General features: G+C 44.4%; 14 protein-coding genes and 1 pseudogene. 7 read left to right on the forward strand and 8 right to left on the reverse strand.

Annotated features, from left to right (window positions below; genetic code table 11):
• Positions 1 to 2,077, forward strand: a 2,077-nt coding sequence (locus tag SHEWPOL2_RS12730; protein WP_037428833.1) for a S41 family peptidase, incomplete at its 5' end; no start/stop codon positions are given.
• Positions 2,078 to 2,263: 186 nt separating this feature from the next.
• Here SHEWPOL2_RS12730 and SHEWPOL2_RS12735 read toward each other — a convergent pair.
• The 4 genes from SHEWPOL2_RS12735 to SHEWPOL2_RS12750 all read right to left on the reverse strand — a co-directional run bounded on the left by SHEWPOL2_RS12735 (position 2,264) and on the right by SHEWPOL2_RS12750 (position 5,197).
• On the reverse strand, positions 2,264 to 2,701 hold the full coding sequence (locus SHEWPOL2_RS12735) for an OsmC family protein (RefSeq protein ID WP_037428778.1): 438 nt from the start codon (positions 2,699 to 2,701) through the stop codon (positions 2,264 to 2,266).
• 99 nt (positions 2,702 to 2,800) lie between these two features.
• Positions 2,801 to 3,151, reverse strand: coding sequence for a DUF3325 domain-containing protein (locus SHEWPOL2_RS12740; RefSeq protein WP_037428781.1), 351 nt, complete (start codon positions 3,149 to 3,151; stop codon positions 2,801 to 2,803).
• On the reverse strand, positions 3,148 to 4,827 hold the full coding sequence (locus SHEWPOL2_RS12745) for a PepSY-associated TM helix domain-containing protein (RefSeq protein WP_037428783.1): 1,680 nt from the start codon (positions 4,825 to 4,827) through the stop codon (positions 3,148 to 3,150). Before SHEWPOL2_RS12745 ends, SHEWPOL2_RS12740 begins: the two co-directional genes overlap by 4 nt.
• 1 nt (position 4,828) lies before the next feature.
• Positions 4,829 to 5,197 (reverse strand): DUF3649 domain-containing protein, encoded by a 369-nt coding sequence (locus SHEWPOL2_RS12750; RefSeq protein ID WP_037420902.1) that lies wholly within the window; start codon positions 5,195 to 5,197, stop codon positions 4,829 to 4,831.
• A 381-nt stretch (positions 5,198 to 5,578) separates the two neighbouring features.
• Between SHEWPOL2_RS12750 and SHEWPOL2_RS12755 the strand changes: the two are divergent.
• Positions 5,579 to 7,148: pseudogene (locus SHEWPOL2_RS12755) on the forward strand (PAS domain-containing methyl-accepting chemotaxis protein).
• 265 nt (positions 7,149 to 7,413) lie between these two features.
• Positions 7,414 to 7,770, forward strand: coding sequence for a ribosome-associated translation inhibitor RaiA (raiA, locus tag SHEWPOL2_RS12760; protein ID WP_023266557.1), 357 nt, complete (start codon positions 7,414 to 7,416; stop codon positions 7,768 to 7,770).
• A 64-nt stretch (positions 7,771 to 7,834) separates the two neighbouring features.
• Here raiA and SHEWPOL2_RS12765 read toward each other — a convergent pair whose 3' ends face one another.
• Together SHEWPOL2_RS12765 and SHEWPOL2_RS12770 are read right to left on the reverse strand one after the other, a co-directional pair.
• On the reverse strand, positions 7,835 to 8,530 hold the full coding sequence (locus SHEWPOL2_RS12765) for a response regulator transcription factor (RefSeq protein ID WP_050991362.1): 696 nt from the start codon (positions 8,528 to 8,530) through the stop codon (positions 7,835 to 7,837).
• A 44-nt stretch (positions 8,531 to 8,574) separates the two neighbouring features.
• Positions 8,575 to 9,717, reverse strand: coding sequence for a histidine kinase (locus tag SHEWPOL2_RS12770; protein WP_086024036.1), 1,143 nt, complete (start codon positions 9,715 to 9,717; stop codon positions 8,575 to 8,577).
• A 332-nt stretch (positions 9,718 to 10,049) separates the two neighbouring features.
• Here SHEWPOL2_RS12770 and SHEWPOL2_RS22900 point away from each other — a divergent pair, with 332 nt between their 5' ends.
• The gene (locus SHEWPOL2_RS22900) at positions 10,050 to 10,190 is read left to right on the forward strand and encodes a hypothetical protein (RefSeq protein ID WP_157173871.1); all 141 of its coding nucleotides are present in this window, start codon (positions 10,050 to 10,052) and stop codon (positions 10,188 to 10,190) included.
• A 128-nt stretch (positions 10,191 to 10,318) separates the two neighbouring features.
• Here the strand turns inward: SHEWPOL2_RS22900 and SHEWPOL2_RS12775 are convergent, their stop codons facing one another.
• The gene (locus SHEWPOL2_RS12775) at positions 10,319 to 11,041 is read right to left on the reverse strand and encodes a YebC/PmpR family DNA-binding transcriptional regulator (RefSeq protein WP_037420892.1); all 723 of its coding nucleotides are present in this window, start codon (positions 11,039 to 11,041) and stop codon (positions 10,319 to 10,321) included.
• Between the two features lie 383 nt (positions 11,042 to 11,424).
• Between SHEWPOL2_RS12775 and SHEWPOL2_RS12780 the strand changes: the two genes are divergently transcribed.
• Positions 11,425 to 12,993, forward strand: coding sequence for a methyl-accepting chemotaxis protein (locus tag SHEWPOL2_RS12780; protein ID WP_037428786.1), 1,569 nt, complete (start codon positions 11,425 to 11,427; stop codon positions 12,991 to 12,993).
• Between the two features lie 323 nt (positions 12,994 to 13,316).
• Positions 13,317 to 13,541 (forward strand): TIGR02922 family protein, encoded by a 225-nt coding sequence (locus tag SHEWPOL2_RS12785; protein ID WP_037420886.1) that lies wholly within the window; start codon positions 13,317 to 13,319, stop codon positions 13,539 to 13,541.
• 100 nt (positions 13,542 to 13,641) lie between these two features.
• On the opposite strand, the gene SHEWPOL2_RS12790 is transcribed toward SHEWPOL2_RS12785, so the two are convergent.
• Positions 13,642 to 14,223, reverse strand: coding sequence for a TetR/AcrR family transcriptional regulator (locus SHEWPOL2_RS12790; protein ID WP_037428789.1), 582 nt, complete (start codon positions 14,221 to 14,223; stop codon positions 13,642 to 13,644).
• Between the two features lie 129 nt (positions 14,224 to 14,352).
• Between SHEWPOL2_RS12790 and SHEWPOL2_RS12795 the strand changes: the two genes are divergently transcribed.
• Entirely contained in the window at positions 14,353 to 15,420 is a 1,068-nt protein-coding gene (locus SHEWPOL2_RS12795) for an alkene reductase (RefSeq protein WP_037428790.1), read from the forward strand.
• The last annotated feature ends 29 nt before the right edge of the window (positions 15,421 to 15,449 follow it).

The raw sequence follows: 15,449 nt of genomic DNA on the forward strand, positions 1-15,449 counted from the left end.
TAGAATGTCGCTGAGTCAGTCAAGCGATGGTCGTTATCTTGCCCATGACGATAACGACGGTAATGTGTGGCTATTGGATCTAAAGAAAAATACTAACCAAAAAATCATCAGCAACGGTGAGGGACTCGGTCCCTACGCTGATATTCGCTGGTCTAGTGATAGTCGTTTTATTGCGCTAACCAAAGCTGAAATCGGCAAGCAAAGACCACAAATCGTACTCTATTCGGTGGATGAGAATAAGGCCCAAGCACTCACCAGTGACAAGTATGAATCCTATTCACCGACTTTTAGTAGTGATGGCCAGTGGTTATATTTCCTCTCCAATCGCCAGTTTACTGCAACACCAAGCTCACCGTGGGGCGACCGCAATATGGGGCCAGTGTTTGATAAACGCAGCCAGATTTTTGCGATTGCCTTAGTAAAGAATGCCAAGTTCCCCTTCAGTAAACCAACGGAATTAGTGGCAAAGGCGGCAGAAAACGCTGACTCAAAAGATAAACCAACGCCTGTAAAAATTGATTGGGCGGGAATTAGCGAGCGTTTATGGCAAGTACCTGTTGATTCGGGTAATTACAGCCAGCTATCCGCCATTGATGGTCGTTTGTATGTACTCGACCAAGCGATTGGTGACGAAAGCCAACCTAATCTCATGACAGTTAAGTTCACTGAACAGCGCCCTAAAGTCGAAGTGTTTGCTGAAGATGTGGCTAACTACAGTGTCTCTGCTGATGGTCAAAAGTTGTTGCTGCGTAAACAAAGTGATGAAAAGTCGCTGATGATTGTTGATGTGGGCGATAAACTCGGCGATACCGACAATGCCAAGGTACAGACTGACCAATGGCAATTAGCGATTTCGCCAAGCTTAGAATGGCAACAAATGTTTGAAGATGCGTGGTTAATGCATAGAGATTCCTTCTTCGATAAAAAAATGCGCGGTCTCGATTGGCAGGCAACCAAGGCTAAGTACCAACCATTACTCGCACGTTTAACGGATCGTAATGAGCTAAACGATATCTTTATGCAGATGATGGGCGAGTTAGATTCGTTGCACTCGCAGGTGCGTGGTGGTGATTTGCCGAAGGACCCTGACGCGGCGAAGGGCGCGAGTTTAGGCGCTCGATTACAGCAAACTAGCGATGGGGTGAAAATTGCCCACATTTATCGAAATGATCCTGAACTGCCGAGCCAAGCATCACCTTTGAGCCGTATCGAAGTCGATGCGAAAGAAGGCGATGTGCTACTCGCCATCAATGGCACGCCGGTGGGGAATGTGGCTGATGTGACCCGCTTATTGCGTAATCAACAGGATAAGCAAGTGTTACTGGAGCTTAAACGTGGTAGCCAAAGCCATAAAACCGTAGTGATGCCTGTGAGCACTCTGGTCGATGGCCAATTACGTTATTTAGATTGGGTCAACCATAATGCGGAGGTCGTGACCAAGGCGAGCCAGGGCAAGATGGGTTATCTGCACTTATATGCCATGGGCGGCGGCGATATTGAGAGCTTCGCCCGTGAGTTTTACACCAATTATGACAAAGACGGTCTGATTATCGACGTTCGCCGTAACCGTGGTGGCAATATTGATAGTTGGATTATCGAAAAACTGTTACGCCGCGCTTGGGCATTTTGGCAGCCAACCCATGGCACGCCTAATACCAATATGCAGCAAACTTTCCGTGGGCATTTAGTGGTGTTAACCGACGAGCTGACTTACTCAGATGGTGAAACCTTCTCGGCGGGGATCAAGGCGCTGGGGATTGCTCCGCTCATCGGTAAGCAAACGGCGGGCGCTGGCGTGTGGTTATCGGGTCGTAACTCACTCACAGATAAAGGGATGGCGCGGGTCGCCGAATATCCGCAATATGCGATGGATGGCCGCTGGGTACTCGAAGGTCATGGTGTAACACCGGATATCGAGGTGGATAACTTACCCTTTGCGACCTTTAACGGCCACGATGCACAGCTCGAAACCGCCATTAGCTATCTTAAGGATGAATTGATTAAGCAGCCTATTCCCGCATTGAAGGCGCAACCTATGCCAGCGAAAGGTATGGCGGAAGATATAAAGGCTAAGTAGTTGGCTTAACGTAAATTTTTAACCGAAATTTAAGCTAATTCAGCTAAGCTGAGTCTGTTCAATGTTAGGGCGTGGTCTTGTAGTTCCCAAGACCACGCCCATTTTTTTGCCTATAGATTTGGTGCTGGTTAACGGTTTATCGTTATTTTTGCGGCAGGTCTATCTGCATGAACTTGCCTATAACCATCAAAACTTTATTTGAATATCCGTTGCTAAGCTATTAGCGATAAAGCAGTTTACATGGGCTTTTTCGTGAATTTTCTCAAGTGTTTCCTGAGTGACTTCCACACCTTCAGCAAAAACGACCTTAGGATTTAAGATCATTTTAGTGACGGCAAGTTTACCAGCTTCATTTTTTCCTAGTTCCGCAGATGCTTCATCGACATAGGACACGACGGGGAGGCGTTTGAGGTGCGCAATGGCGAGGAAGGTCAGCATATGGCAGGAAGACAGCGCCGCGAGTAGGCTTTCCTCTGGATTGACAAAATGTGCATTGCCCTTGTATTCAGGGGCTGAGGATGCCTGAATCGTTTGACCGCTGCCAAAGGTAATACTGTGATCACGGCAAAATTCGCCTTCTTCTGCTGGCGAGGTTTGCCAATTCACCGTTAAGTTAAAGCCCATGTTTTTCTCCTTATTGCAGGACATCTGGGCACTATAGCTTAGCTAAAAAGACTTCTCCAGCATGGGGTGCACAGTTTAGTGCGCCATCTGTGAAACGGTTTAGATCCCACCACTTAACAGTAAGCTGCCAGTCAATACACTGCCAGTAACTATCCCTATGGGAAGGTGGCGTGGGCTATAGCTTAGGGTCAAAATCACTAACATGGCGGCTAGTGAGATGATCCCCATAAACAGAATACTGCCATAGGTCCAGCCTTGCCCGTGGGCGCAGGTGCTTAAGCTAATGATTAATAACAGCCAAGCAAACAGGGTTAACAGGCGGCTCTGCCATTGTGACGGTGGGCGTTTAAACACATCTTTAAAGTGGCCAAACTTAGCTAACGCAAACAGCGCAAGGGAGAGATAACTAAGCCCGAGAATGCCGAGCATAGGGATAAATTCTGGCATCATGACTTTGCTTCCTCCAAGGGCGATGAGGTAAGTTCGGTTGCGTAAGTGGTCTCAACGGGTTTTCGCATAGGTTTTTTATCTGAAATAGTATTTTTTCGATTCGGTTTTTGCAGTGTTTTTGCCACCAATGAGAGTTTGGTGCTGGCAAATAGCATTACTACACCGATTAAAACCGCTAACACATCAAAACCAACCAAAGCCCACTGTTGAGACTGGATATTATCAATAAAGTGGCTTGGCGATGTGAGTGCATTGAGTATGGGTAGCGCACAATAGAGTGTGCCAATCAGCACCAGAGCTATTTGCCAATCGCGTCTGCTGCGCCCGAAAAATGCCCACACGCCCATAGCACCTAAAGCAATAAAGAAGCTATGTACTTCCCAAGCAGAACGCGTTGCAAAATCGGCGGGTAATATGCGATTGGCATAGAAAAATGCAGCCGCACCCAAGGGCAAGCCTAAGATAAACATGAAGTTTAATCCCTCAACTAAGCGCAGGCCACGGCTCGGTTTCTCGCCTTTATCGATTGCCTTTTGCTGTTTCTGGCGCAAACGAATTGCCCACATTAAGGTGCCAGTCGCTACCATGGCGCAGCCGAGTAAGCCGCAAAAGAAGAACAAAATACGCAGCAACGGCGCAGCAAAACGCGCGGTGTGCAGTGACATCATAGTGTCGTAGGTTGCCACCGTTCCTGATACTTCGTGTGGACTGGCGTATTTGAGTTCACCTGTCACGCCGTTAAACACGAGGAGTGTTGATTCATCGGTGACATCTTTGCCAGTATTTTGATAGAAGGTCACTTGGCTATTTTTATCTTGAGGATAGGAAACAATCACCTGCTTGATTGGCGCATTGCCCCATTCAGCCTTAACTTGGGGTAACAGTTGGCTTAAACGTACTTGCTCGGCATAAATGCCTGAGGCCTTCTCCGTTTGTCTTGCCGGATTGAGTTCTTTTAAAAAGGCTTGATTATCCTCAGGATAAGCTGTGCTTACCGTCCATGGGATATAGATCAGCATCAAGGTAATAAGGCCGGTATAGGTGATCATTAGATGATAAGGCAGCGCAATAACAGAACTGACATTATGGGCATCGAGCCAAGAGCGTGCGCCCTTGTTTTGACGAAAACTAAATAAATCCTTAAAGATACGCTTATGGATAACGATACCGCTGATAAGGGCAATCAGCATAAACATGGTGCAGACGCCCACAATGTAGCGCGCTGTAATGGCGGGCATATAGTGCAGGTCGAAATGTAAACGATAGAAGAAGTCACCCCCACGACTATCGCGGACGTCAGTGATGACGCCACTCCCATCAGCAAGTGCCGTATGTTGCTCGATTTTGCCACGACGTTGCCCTTTTTCAGGCGGCAGTTGCCAAGCAAAGCTAAGCATAGGGCTACGCTGGGTCGGAAAGTTTATTAACCAGCGTTGTGTTTCCGCTGGCGAATGACTCTCGATATAGTGTTGGCCCTTATCAAGTTGGCTTATTAATTGATTTGTTTGATAGTCTTGAAATGTACCGCGGTGAAGTTCTGGCTCAGCCCATAGGCTGATTTCATGGCGAAAATAACTCAGGCTGCCTGCAAAAAAGATCAGCAATAATACCCAGCAAACGAGTAAACCCGCCCAAGTGTGTAGCCAAGATAAGGTTCTAAAAAAGGTTTCTTTCATCTTACTGTCCACACACCTTAAGCAGAGTAAAACACAGGAGGCTAAATAACATCAGATCCCGCCACGCATGCCAGGTTTTACGCACGCAAAAGGCATAAATAATGGCGATGGCATAAAACAAGAATGCCAGCATATTGGCCGTTAATGTGCTCTCAAATCGAGACATTGGCAGTATTTGAGTCAGTAAACAGGCCAGCGTTGCCGCTGCAATATAGCCAGCCAATAACGCAGCACTCGCGCGAACAAATACCTGCAAACCAAATTGAGTTTGCTCTTGTTTTAGCCACCGAATGGCGGCTTGAAAATAACCCGATACAGGACGTACAGCTATCGCTGAGAGGGGGGAATTTGATGTTGGGATATGTGACATAAGTGCTACTTATTTCAGTCAATATTAAACGGTTAATCCAAATGCCAATTCAGCCATAGCTGAATACAGCGGGCATTCTAATGAGCTATCAGGCTATTGTTTTGATGATTATAACGCAGTTGATTTAAATGATAAACAATATCATTTGCATTTATTGAGGCGGTGCACAAAATATCCTTAACGCATTTTGAGTGCTAGCTCGCGTTATGCGTAACCCTGTGCAATATGTCACAAATGTTTGGTTTTATTGATGAGATTGATCTTACTTGTTTAGCATTTGGTTAAATTTTCTGCTTTCAGTGTGAACTTAATCAAAGTAGGTGTTCTGTCATTTTGGCAAAATCCCCTGCAACTTTCACTTGGAGTCATTTTGATATCCCTATGCAAACACATTCAAAAAAAGGTGAAAAACACCTATCTGAAAACGCAATCCTACTCTCTACGACCGATTTGAAAGGAAATATTAAGTACGTTAATCAAACCTTTTCGCAGATAAGTGAATATAGCGTTACTGAGTTGCAAGGGAGTCCTCACAATATCGTTCGTCACGAGGATATGCCTGCCGCTGCGTTTAAAATGCTTTGGGATAGAATTAAAAGCGGCAAACCTTGGATGGGCATAGTCAAAAACAAGACCAAAACTGGCGGTTACTATTGGGTCAATGCCTATGTTGCACCTGTATATGAAGATGGCAAAATTCATGAATATCAATCAGTACGTCGCCAGGCGACACCTGAGCAAATCAGAGCAGCTGAAGATGTTTATCAAGGCATTAATCAAGGTAAACAACCTAAAGCATTAAAAAAAGATAGATTAGGATTTCGGGGGAAAATTCTCTCCTCCATGTTTTTAGCTATTGCGGCGTACGGCGTTTTTGGCATGTTACTCCCCTTTATTAGCCGCACTTGTGGGGGCTTTAGTTGCTTGGGTATTGTGGTACAAGCTTATGCAACCATTACAAGCATTGGTCAGCGTTGCTACTCATATTATTGACGATCCCGTCGCGATGGGTATTTATACCGGTAGACAGGATGAAATAGGGAAAATTGATCTGGCTCTGCGGTTTTTAATTACTGAAATCGGTGGGGTTGTTGGCCGGATGGCGGATTCAGCAAGTGAAATACAAGAGCAGAGCGTTAATCTCAAACAAACCATCACTAATACCTGGGAGCATGCCGATAGTCAGAGTGTGCAAACCACCCAGGCGGCAACGGCAATGGAACAAATGAGTGCCAGTTTTGCTGAGGTAACAGATAATATCCATCGCACTGCATCTGAAATGGTCTCCAGCCATGAGGCTGCACAGCGCGGCCATTCACGGCTTGAAACTGTTATCGAAGCTATCCATCAACTGAGTGTGCAGGTGAGCCATTTTTCCGATGTGGTCCAAACCATAGAGCAGGATAGCCAAGCGATTTATCAAGTGTTAGAAGTTATTCGCTCTATCGCCGACCAAACTAATCTACTGGCGCTTAATGCGGCAATTGAAGCGGCACGGGCTGGGGAGACTGGCCGGGGATTTGCTGTCGTTGCCGATGAGGTGCGGCAATTGTCTAGCCGAACCAGTCAGTCAACTTCACAAATTGAGCAAATTGTCAGTCGATTTAAAGATAGCACGCAAAAAGCGACATCGACGATGACGGCCGGACAGGAGCAGGTTAAGCGCTCAGTCTCTTTAGCACAGGATGCCAGTGTGGCTTTTGGTGAGTTGTTATCCTCTATCGCTCGGATCAACTCTTTAAGTGATGACAATGCCGCAGCAATGACTCAACAGACATCTGTAGCGGCGGAAATTAGTCGTGCTATCCATGTGATCAGCGATTTGGCACAGCAGAGTTTAGAGCAGACTCAAGATGCGGCGGCAAGGGGCGAGCAGGTTTCGCGCTTATCGACAAAAACTCATCACCTATCGCAGCAATTCTGGCAACAAAGCGTGCAGCGTAAGTATTAGCACTTGGCATTCAACTGGTTGATTTATTTTTTTTGTCGGTTATAAATCAACCAGTTAATTTATTTTTTTGTCGGTTATAAATCAACCAGTTAATTTATTTTAACGTTCCCGTATTGTGCTATTTCTTTGATGAGCCTCACATTTAGCTGCTGCTAATACCTGTTTCATTCGAAATATTTGTCTAGGGGGCTTGTGTTTTATTTGCCATGCCCCAAGCTCTAATAGTGAAGCGAAAAAAAAGTAAAGACACTAAAAGGGACAACCTATGAAAATTAATCTTTCTGGTCACCATGTCGATGTTACTGATTCTGTCAAAGAACACGTTAACGAAAAGTTTTCAAAAATCGCCACTCATTTCCCCACTCTCATTGGGCTCGATATCATTATTGCTAAGGAGCATGGCGAGTTTCAGGTTGAAATTCGAACAAATTACGAAGGCAGTCGCATCTCCGCCTCAGGTACGGATGAAATCATGTACCCCGCGATTGCTGCAGCAGCTAAAAAATTGGATGCTGCACTAAAACACCGTAAAGGTCAGTTAAAGGCCGATTTACATGAAAAGCCGACCTGCACAACGCCACCTATTGCCCATGAAATTATCCAAGAGATGGATTTACGCTAGTTTTTCGCGGCAGTGATTGCATTGAAAAGGGCCTTTAAGGCCCTTTTTCGTTGGTGGGCCCGTTCTAAATTAAGCCGATTTGTAAGCCTTTTAGTACTGCTTGAGTACGGTCTCGGCAATTGAGTTTAGCCAAAATGGTTGAAACGTGGTTTTTCACGGTTCCTTCGGCCAAAAATACTGCATCGGCGATTTCTTTATTGGAAAACCCTCCCGCCATATAGCGTAAAATCTCTTGCTCGCGAGCTGATAACAACGCTTGAGTTGCAATGTTGAGAGGTGCAGGAGATAGAGATGCATGAGATAGGTGCTGCATCTGTTCAAGTACTGAAGGTTCTATTAGATACTCACCTTTGGCAACCGTTTCAATGGCATGCAGTAACTTATCCAGAGACACATCCTTTAATAAGAAGCCATTTGCGCCGGCATGTAAGCTATTTAAAAACAATTCGCTGTCATCAAAGGTGGTTAACATTATTACTGGTAAGGGATTTTGTGCGGCGCGAAGCTGTTTTAGCAAACTAATACCATCGAGCACTGGCATGCGAATATCGCTTAATAGTAAATCTACGGCTTCAGTTTCCAGCAGCCTAAGTGCTTCTTGACCATTCTCGGCCTGCCAAGTCACCTTGATATGCTGAGAAATGGCAATCAGGCTCGCGATCCCCTGACGAACTAACTGTTGGTCTTCCACTAATCCCACCTTGATAGAGTGAGGTGCAGATGGGTTATCAGTTGTGATTGCCGATTGAAGTTTTTCCATAAGTAGCGACTTATTCCTTGTAACCCGTTTTGTTGGGATGTCTTTTACATTGTTGTATTTTGTGGCAGCCGGATAATAAGGCTACAACCTTTAGCATTTTCATTGGGCTGCAAACACACCTTACCATTAAAGGCTGATAACCTTTCCTGCATGCTATTGAGCCCGATACCTGTTGAAGCGGTTTGGTTAATACCTTGACCATTATCGTTAAGTTGAATGATAAGTTCGGTTTGTTGCTGTTGCATCGACAGCGTGAACTGATTGGCCTTGCCATGGCGCACCCCATTACTGATCCCTTCCTGCAATACCAGTAATAAGGCTTGAGCCAGTTCAGTCGACTGTAGCGGCACTAATGATTTATACCGCAAGCTAACATTAGGTAAACGGCTTGCTATTGCATCAAGCGGAGGCTTTAAGTCGAGGCCAATATTAACCCGCTGCGCACGAACCACGGCGCGGATACTCTCTAATAATTCCTTGGCAAGTGATTTACTCTGATTGACTGTGGATTTGAGCTCCGTAGGTGCTTGATGACTTAATAGCTCAAGTTGCAATGATAACGCAGTGAGTTGGTGGCCGAGAATATCGTGCAAATCCCGTGAGATCCTCAACCTTTCTTGCTGCTCGCTGGTTTGACTCAGCAAGGCTCTCGTGGCGATAAGTTGTTGATTAAGATGTTCCTGTATCCGGCGAGACTCGCGCTCGGACAATCTCGCTTGACTACTACTATAGGCAAATAGCTGGAATCCCATATAAATAAGGACATTAAAAATAATACTGTTTGAGGTGTGTGAGTGCAGAATGAAGTAATAGCTAAGATTGGCTAACAGGATTTGTCCTATAGCAGCATTGCGGCTAAAGAACTCGGGTAACAGTGACGCCCACAGTACGAGCAAGATGGGTAACAAGGAATGCTCACTTAACAGCATTAAGCCGAGGGTACAGCAAACAAGTACTATGGTTAAAAACCTATTTATCTTGAGACTTTTACGAGAATGTTCGAAGATTGTCAGCATTAAAAACAATAATATAAACAATGCATAAAGTGCTATATGGCAACTTTTGTTGAGCGTGGGTAGCTTGGCTTGAATATCTTGATTAAATCCCAGCCAAGCGACAAGTGCCCAAGTGAGGGTACCCGCACCAATTAGCATCGTTTCTGCTTTGGTTAATCGATTTCCTTGCACCTATTTGCTTCCTTCAATAACAATTTATCATCCATTCTAAGGCAAGTATTCCATAAGAGACTATGTCTATCACGCAGGCAAAGTCTTAATCCGCTAAGTTATTTGAATTATTTATTTAATTCAGTTTGTAAAGTTTTATCTGATATGTGGTTTATTAACCACGCCTAATAACGCCAGCTATATAGTGATGTCATATATTTATTTTAAATCAATTGCTTAGTGAAATGACTCCATGTGAGCAGCGTTTTTGATAAAACCAAGCTACGTTGTTTTTATTAAGCGGGAGTGGCGGTGTCGTTAGCCTATGAGTTAGTGAAAGTAGGAATGCAACCTTGGCATTGCGATACCAATTGCCGGATGCGGTAACGCTTTACTACTCGCAGGTGTTAGTGGTCGGTGGGTATTGTATGGATATGGCGCCGCTTTCGGCAGTGGCAACTATTTTCCATAATGATTATGGCCCATCGCGATGATGAGTCCCTCCATGAAGCGCGCATTGAGACCTGGCGCGTTTGGCCAAGTGTGCAGCGATTGAATTTCATGCATGATCGCAAATAAAAACGCAGCTCATTGGCTGCGTTTTTGTTAAGTAAGATTTTAATTAATCTTGAATTTCTGCATTGTGATAAACGTTTTGCACGTCGTCACAATCTTCTAAAGCGGCGATAAATTTATCGAATACTGCCACATCTTCACCGGAAACTGGGGTCATAGTTTGAGGCACAAAAGTGATGTTCTCGACTTCAAAGTTGATGTTAGGCATTGCATCTGTCAGTGCCGTTTTAACTTTGAAAAACTCGGTGTGTGGTGCGATAACACTGATCATGCCATCTTCCACTTCAACGTCATTCACATCGACATCAGCCATCATCAGAATTTCAAGAATGGCATCTTCATCTTCACCAGGAAAAACGAATACGGCAGACTGGTCAAACATATGGCCTACTGTACCGGGTGTACCAAGTTTGGCATCGTTTTTTACGAAGGCTTGACGTACTTCGGTGAAAGTACGTTTTACGTTATCGGTTAAGCAGTCGACGATGACCATACAGTTACCTGGGCCGAAACCTTCATAACGGGCAGTATCATAATCTTCACCGCCACCACCTTTGGCTTTATCAATAGCACGTTCAATAACGTGTGCTGGTACTTGATCTTTCTTCGCGCGTTCGATTAAACGACGGAGTGATAAGTTGCCGTCCGGCTCGACACCACCTTGTTTGGCGACTACGTAAATTTCTTTACCGTAGCGTGAGTAAAGGCGGGTTTTCTGGCCAGCTGTTTTCGCCATGGATTCTTTACGGTTTTGATATGCTCTGCCCATCTTGATCTCGTTAGCTCAAAAAAATTGCGCCGATAGTAGCAGTTTTCTTGCCGTATGTGCAGTCACTCGAGTTGGAATTCTTGTCAATAAAGCGATAAGCACCACATTTTGTCAGCTAAAAATGGCCAGAGGATTTTAGGAAGGATTTATTGGGTAATTCGGCGAAATCTATACTAATGTCTAATGCCATAAGCGCGTTAGAGCGCTGAAGATAGACTATAGGTTTTAGGATGAATAGTTCAATTTAGTCAGAAGGATAGACTCACTACGCAGTGCTTGAATTTGTCTATTCTGCTTACTGCGGCCAATCAAATAGCAATGGATAGCAAGTGAATACTCACTTCTCTCACTTTGCATGTGCGTTTTCTTGGTGAGATACAAATATGGAATTACAACATAAAATCGTCATTGCACTGAGTTTAGTCTTAGTTGTGTTTGGCAGCCTTTTACTTAATGCCATCTCCTTATCCGGTTTGACACATGCCTTGGTTTTAGGCGGGATAGTTTGTGTGTGGGTATTATGGATTGTTAAGCGTTTTTTGAGTATCAAGGCGCCAAATCCTGATGAAAATGCTCTTAGGCTCAATCGGTTAAGCTCTCCTGAGCATGATATCAGCGTCCAAACCAGTAAGATTGCAATTGGTGCAGCTGAGGTCTCACATTTTATTGATTTATTGAATAAATCGATTGAGTCCAATGGTGAGCATGCGAGTGCTATCGCGGTGGCTGCGGCGCAATTGAGTAACACAACTGCTTTGCTTGGTGATAATGCCAGCAGCATTTTAGTCCAAACCCAAGAGGCTGAGCGCTTGAGTGTGCAAGGCAGAACTCAAGCACAAAAGGGCGTATCTGCTATCGAATCATTAAATGCTGATATCAACACTGCTGCTCAGCAAGTGCAGGCCTTAAAGTCAAAAGCTGAACAAATTCAAAAAATCACCGAGGTCATTAATTCGGTTGCGGAACAAACAAACTTACTGGCATTAAATGCTGCTATTGAAGCGGCAAGAGCTGGAGAGCAAGGGCGAGGCTTTGCTGTGGTAGCTGATGAGGTTCGAAGCCTTGCCGGAAAAACGGCTGGAGCGACCCAAGATATCGGTAAGATGCTGCTCGAAATTCGTGCTGAAACAGACAAAAGTTCAGCGTTAATGGAACGAGTGGTTTTGCAAACTGCTGATGTTGTCGGTGCGATGGGGGAGTTGGATGGTCACTTTACTGATATCTTAACCTCTGTAACTCGTTCTGCGCATGCCCTTGGAGATATGGAAGACTCCCTTAAGCAATACAATCATACCACCAATGAGATTAGCAACTCGGTAGCGCAGATCCGTGACTCGCTGACTGCAACAGGAAGACAAAGCATGACAGTTTCTGAGCAGGCGTTTACCCTATCATTAACGACAGAGGGTATATTTAAAGCACTGTCTCATTGGAATACTCAAACCTTTGATCAACAAGTGCTATTAGTCGCTAATGAAGCGGCAAAAGCTTGCGGAGAGAAACTTGCGCAAGGATTAGCTAATCGTAGTTTTACGGAAGCAGAGTTGTTTAGTCCCAAATATCAGCCAATTGCCAATACTCAGCCGCAGAAATATACCACAGCATTTGACCGTTTCACCGATCAACATTTCCCCGCGATTCAAGAACCGATTTTAGCTAAGCATAGTGAGATCATTTATGCTGGAGCCGTTGATAAAAAAGGTTATTTCCCAACCCATAATAAACGCTTTAGCCAAGCATTAACGGGCAAAGTTGAGGTTGATATGGTGCACAATCGCACTAAACGCTTATTTAATGACCCTACGGGCAGCCGTTGTGGGACACATACGGATCCTGTTTTACTGCAAACCTATAAGCGAGATACCGGGGAGATTATGCATGACTTGTCAGTACCCATTTATGTTAATGGTAAACACTGGGGCGGTTTTCGAGTAGGGTTTAAAGCGAAGTAACAGTAGTTTAATATAGAATTAACGCTTTTATTTTGTAGATAAATATTCATCTGCCCTTGTTACTTAAGTGTGATCGATTGCGCGGATTTGATTAACAAAATAGAAATAGATTGGCATCTATTTGCCGAAGTGCTTAAATGATGTGATATTCATGGCGCGATGATGTCTTTATCTTTTGTACAAAGTTATATCGCTTTGAGTTTTTAATTTGTTGATTTTAAATGGTAAAACAAGTTTTGAGTTTTGTTTTCATAAGAGATGAACGGAGACTCTTGCCACTTTGATCGATAGCAGTAGATTCTGCTTAATGTGAGTTAAAAGTTATGCAAGCAACACAAGCGACTGTTACAGTTTTGTATTATGATGCGCCCGTTGGGTTAATTATGCACAATTCGGTGTTACAAGGTTTACCTGTTAGCGAGTCAGGTCGTGTGATGATTCCTGCAAGTTTTCGCAAAGGAAAATCCATTATTGCCGTATTAGAAGGTGAGTGTAAGATTTTGAACTCACTCGGTGAGCGTGTTTTTGCACAGGCAAATATAGGTTAAGAAAAAATATACTGGCAAAACATCATATTGAAAGGACGATAAGTTGATTTATCGTCCTTTTGCTTTATGCGTTCGGTTAAATAAGCGTCAGGTTCGGCTGTTATCTGCAAACATCATCAAACAGTTTATTGGCTAATTGCTGCAATATCTCCGCCTGCGGATGGGTGTGGGCGAAGGTTCGTAAGCCATAAATTCCAATCATTAAATATTGTGCTCTCTGCTCGCTATTGAGCTGCCCTTGTAACATTCCTTGAGAAGCTGCAAGTTCAAATTGTGCGGTGAGTGCGTTTTGCCATAGGTGGAGATTCTGACTGATAATATGTTGAATCTCATCGTCTTGCTCGGCGATTTCATTTAACGCTTTGGTCAGTAAACAGGCTTGCTGGCTATCGCAGCTGATACATTCGACGACGACATTATCTAAGTAAGTTTTTAAATTTTTAAGCACTGGCTGGTTGTTGGAGAAGATAAGCTTGAATTGCTCGTTTCTATCCTGTTGATATTGCTCGATAGCGGCAATGAGTAATCCACGTTTATTACTAAAAGCACAGTAAATGGACCCAGGGTGTAATCCGGTGGCTTGGGTGAGATCTTGCATGCTGGTCTTGGTATATCCCTTACGCATAAAGGCCGCCATTGCCCCCCTGAGTACTTGCGCCCTATCAAACTCTGCGTTTCGCATTGCATTCTTACCTCTTACCGATACTTGCCGGAGATTCTAACTAATTTTGAACAAACATTCAAAAATGTTCTTGAATGATCATTCAAATAGTAATATCTTGAACGTACATTCAAGAATGGGGTTTAACCAATGACGATTGAAAATGCAGTGAACTCTGTAGGTAATCTATTCGACACCTATAAGCTTAATGACACGATAACCTTAAAAAACCGTATTTTGATGGCGCCATTAACGCGCTGTATGGCTGATGCCGACTTGGTTCCTACCGATGATATGGTGGCTTACTATGCACGCCGTGCTGAAGCCGGATTGATTATCTCTGAGGCCACGATTATTCGCCCTGATGCCCAAGGCTACCCAAACACTCCCGGTATTTTTACCCAAGGGCAAATTGCAGGCTGGCGCAAAGTGACTGATGCTGTGCATGCCAATGGCGGTAAGATTTTTGTGCAATTATGGCATACAGGCCGTGTTGCTCACCCACATTTCTTCGGTGGTGGTGATGTGCTGGCTCCTTCTGCCCAGAAAATTGAAGGCAGTGTGCCAAGAATGCGTGAATTGACCTATGTAACGCCAAAAGCTGCAACGGTTGAAGATATTCAGGGGCTGGTGCGTGATTATGCAAAAGCGGCTGAGAATGCGATTGAAGCCGGCTTTGATGGCGTTGAGATCCACGGTGCTAATGGTTACTTGATTGATGAATTCTTACACCATGATAGTAATCGTCGTACCGATGAATATGGTGGCACACCAGCCAATATGTCACGGTTTGCCTTAGAAGTGGTCGATGCAATTGCCGCGCGTATTGGTAAAGACAGAACGGGTTTACGTATTTCCCCTGGCGCCTATTTCAATATGGCAAGCGATAGCCGTGACCGTGCGGTTTTTGATTATTTACTTCCTGAGTTAGAAAAACGCGATCTGGCCTTTGTGCATATCGGTATTTTCGATGACAGTATGGAGTTTGATTACTTAGGCGGCTCTGCATCAAGTTATGTTCGTGCACACTATGGCAAAACGCTAGTGGGTGTGGGCAGTTATAGTGCACAGACGGCGAGCAAGGCCATTGCTGAGAATAAATTTGACTTAATTGCAATTGGTCGCCCCTTTATCGCTAACCCCGATTATGTTGCTAAAGTGCGTAAAGGCGAGGAGCTGGTGGCTTATAGTGATGAGATGTTAGCAACCTTGATTTAAGGTTTAGATTGCAACGCTGGTAAAAAAGG

This window comes from Shewanella sp. POL2 (assembly GCF_000282755.1).
In the GTDB taxonomy this organism is placed as follows: Bacteria; Pseudomonadota; Gammaproteobacteria; order Enterobacterales; family Shewanellaceae; genus Shewanella; species Shewanella xiamenensis.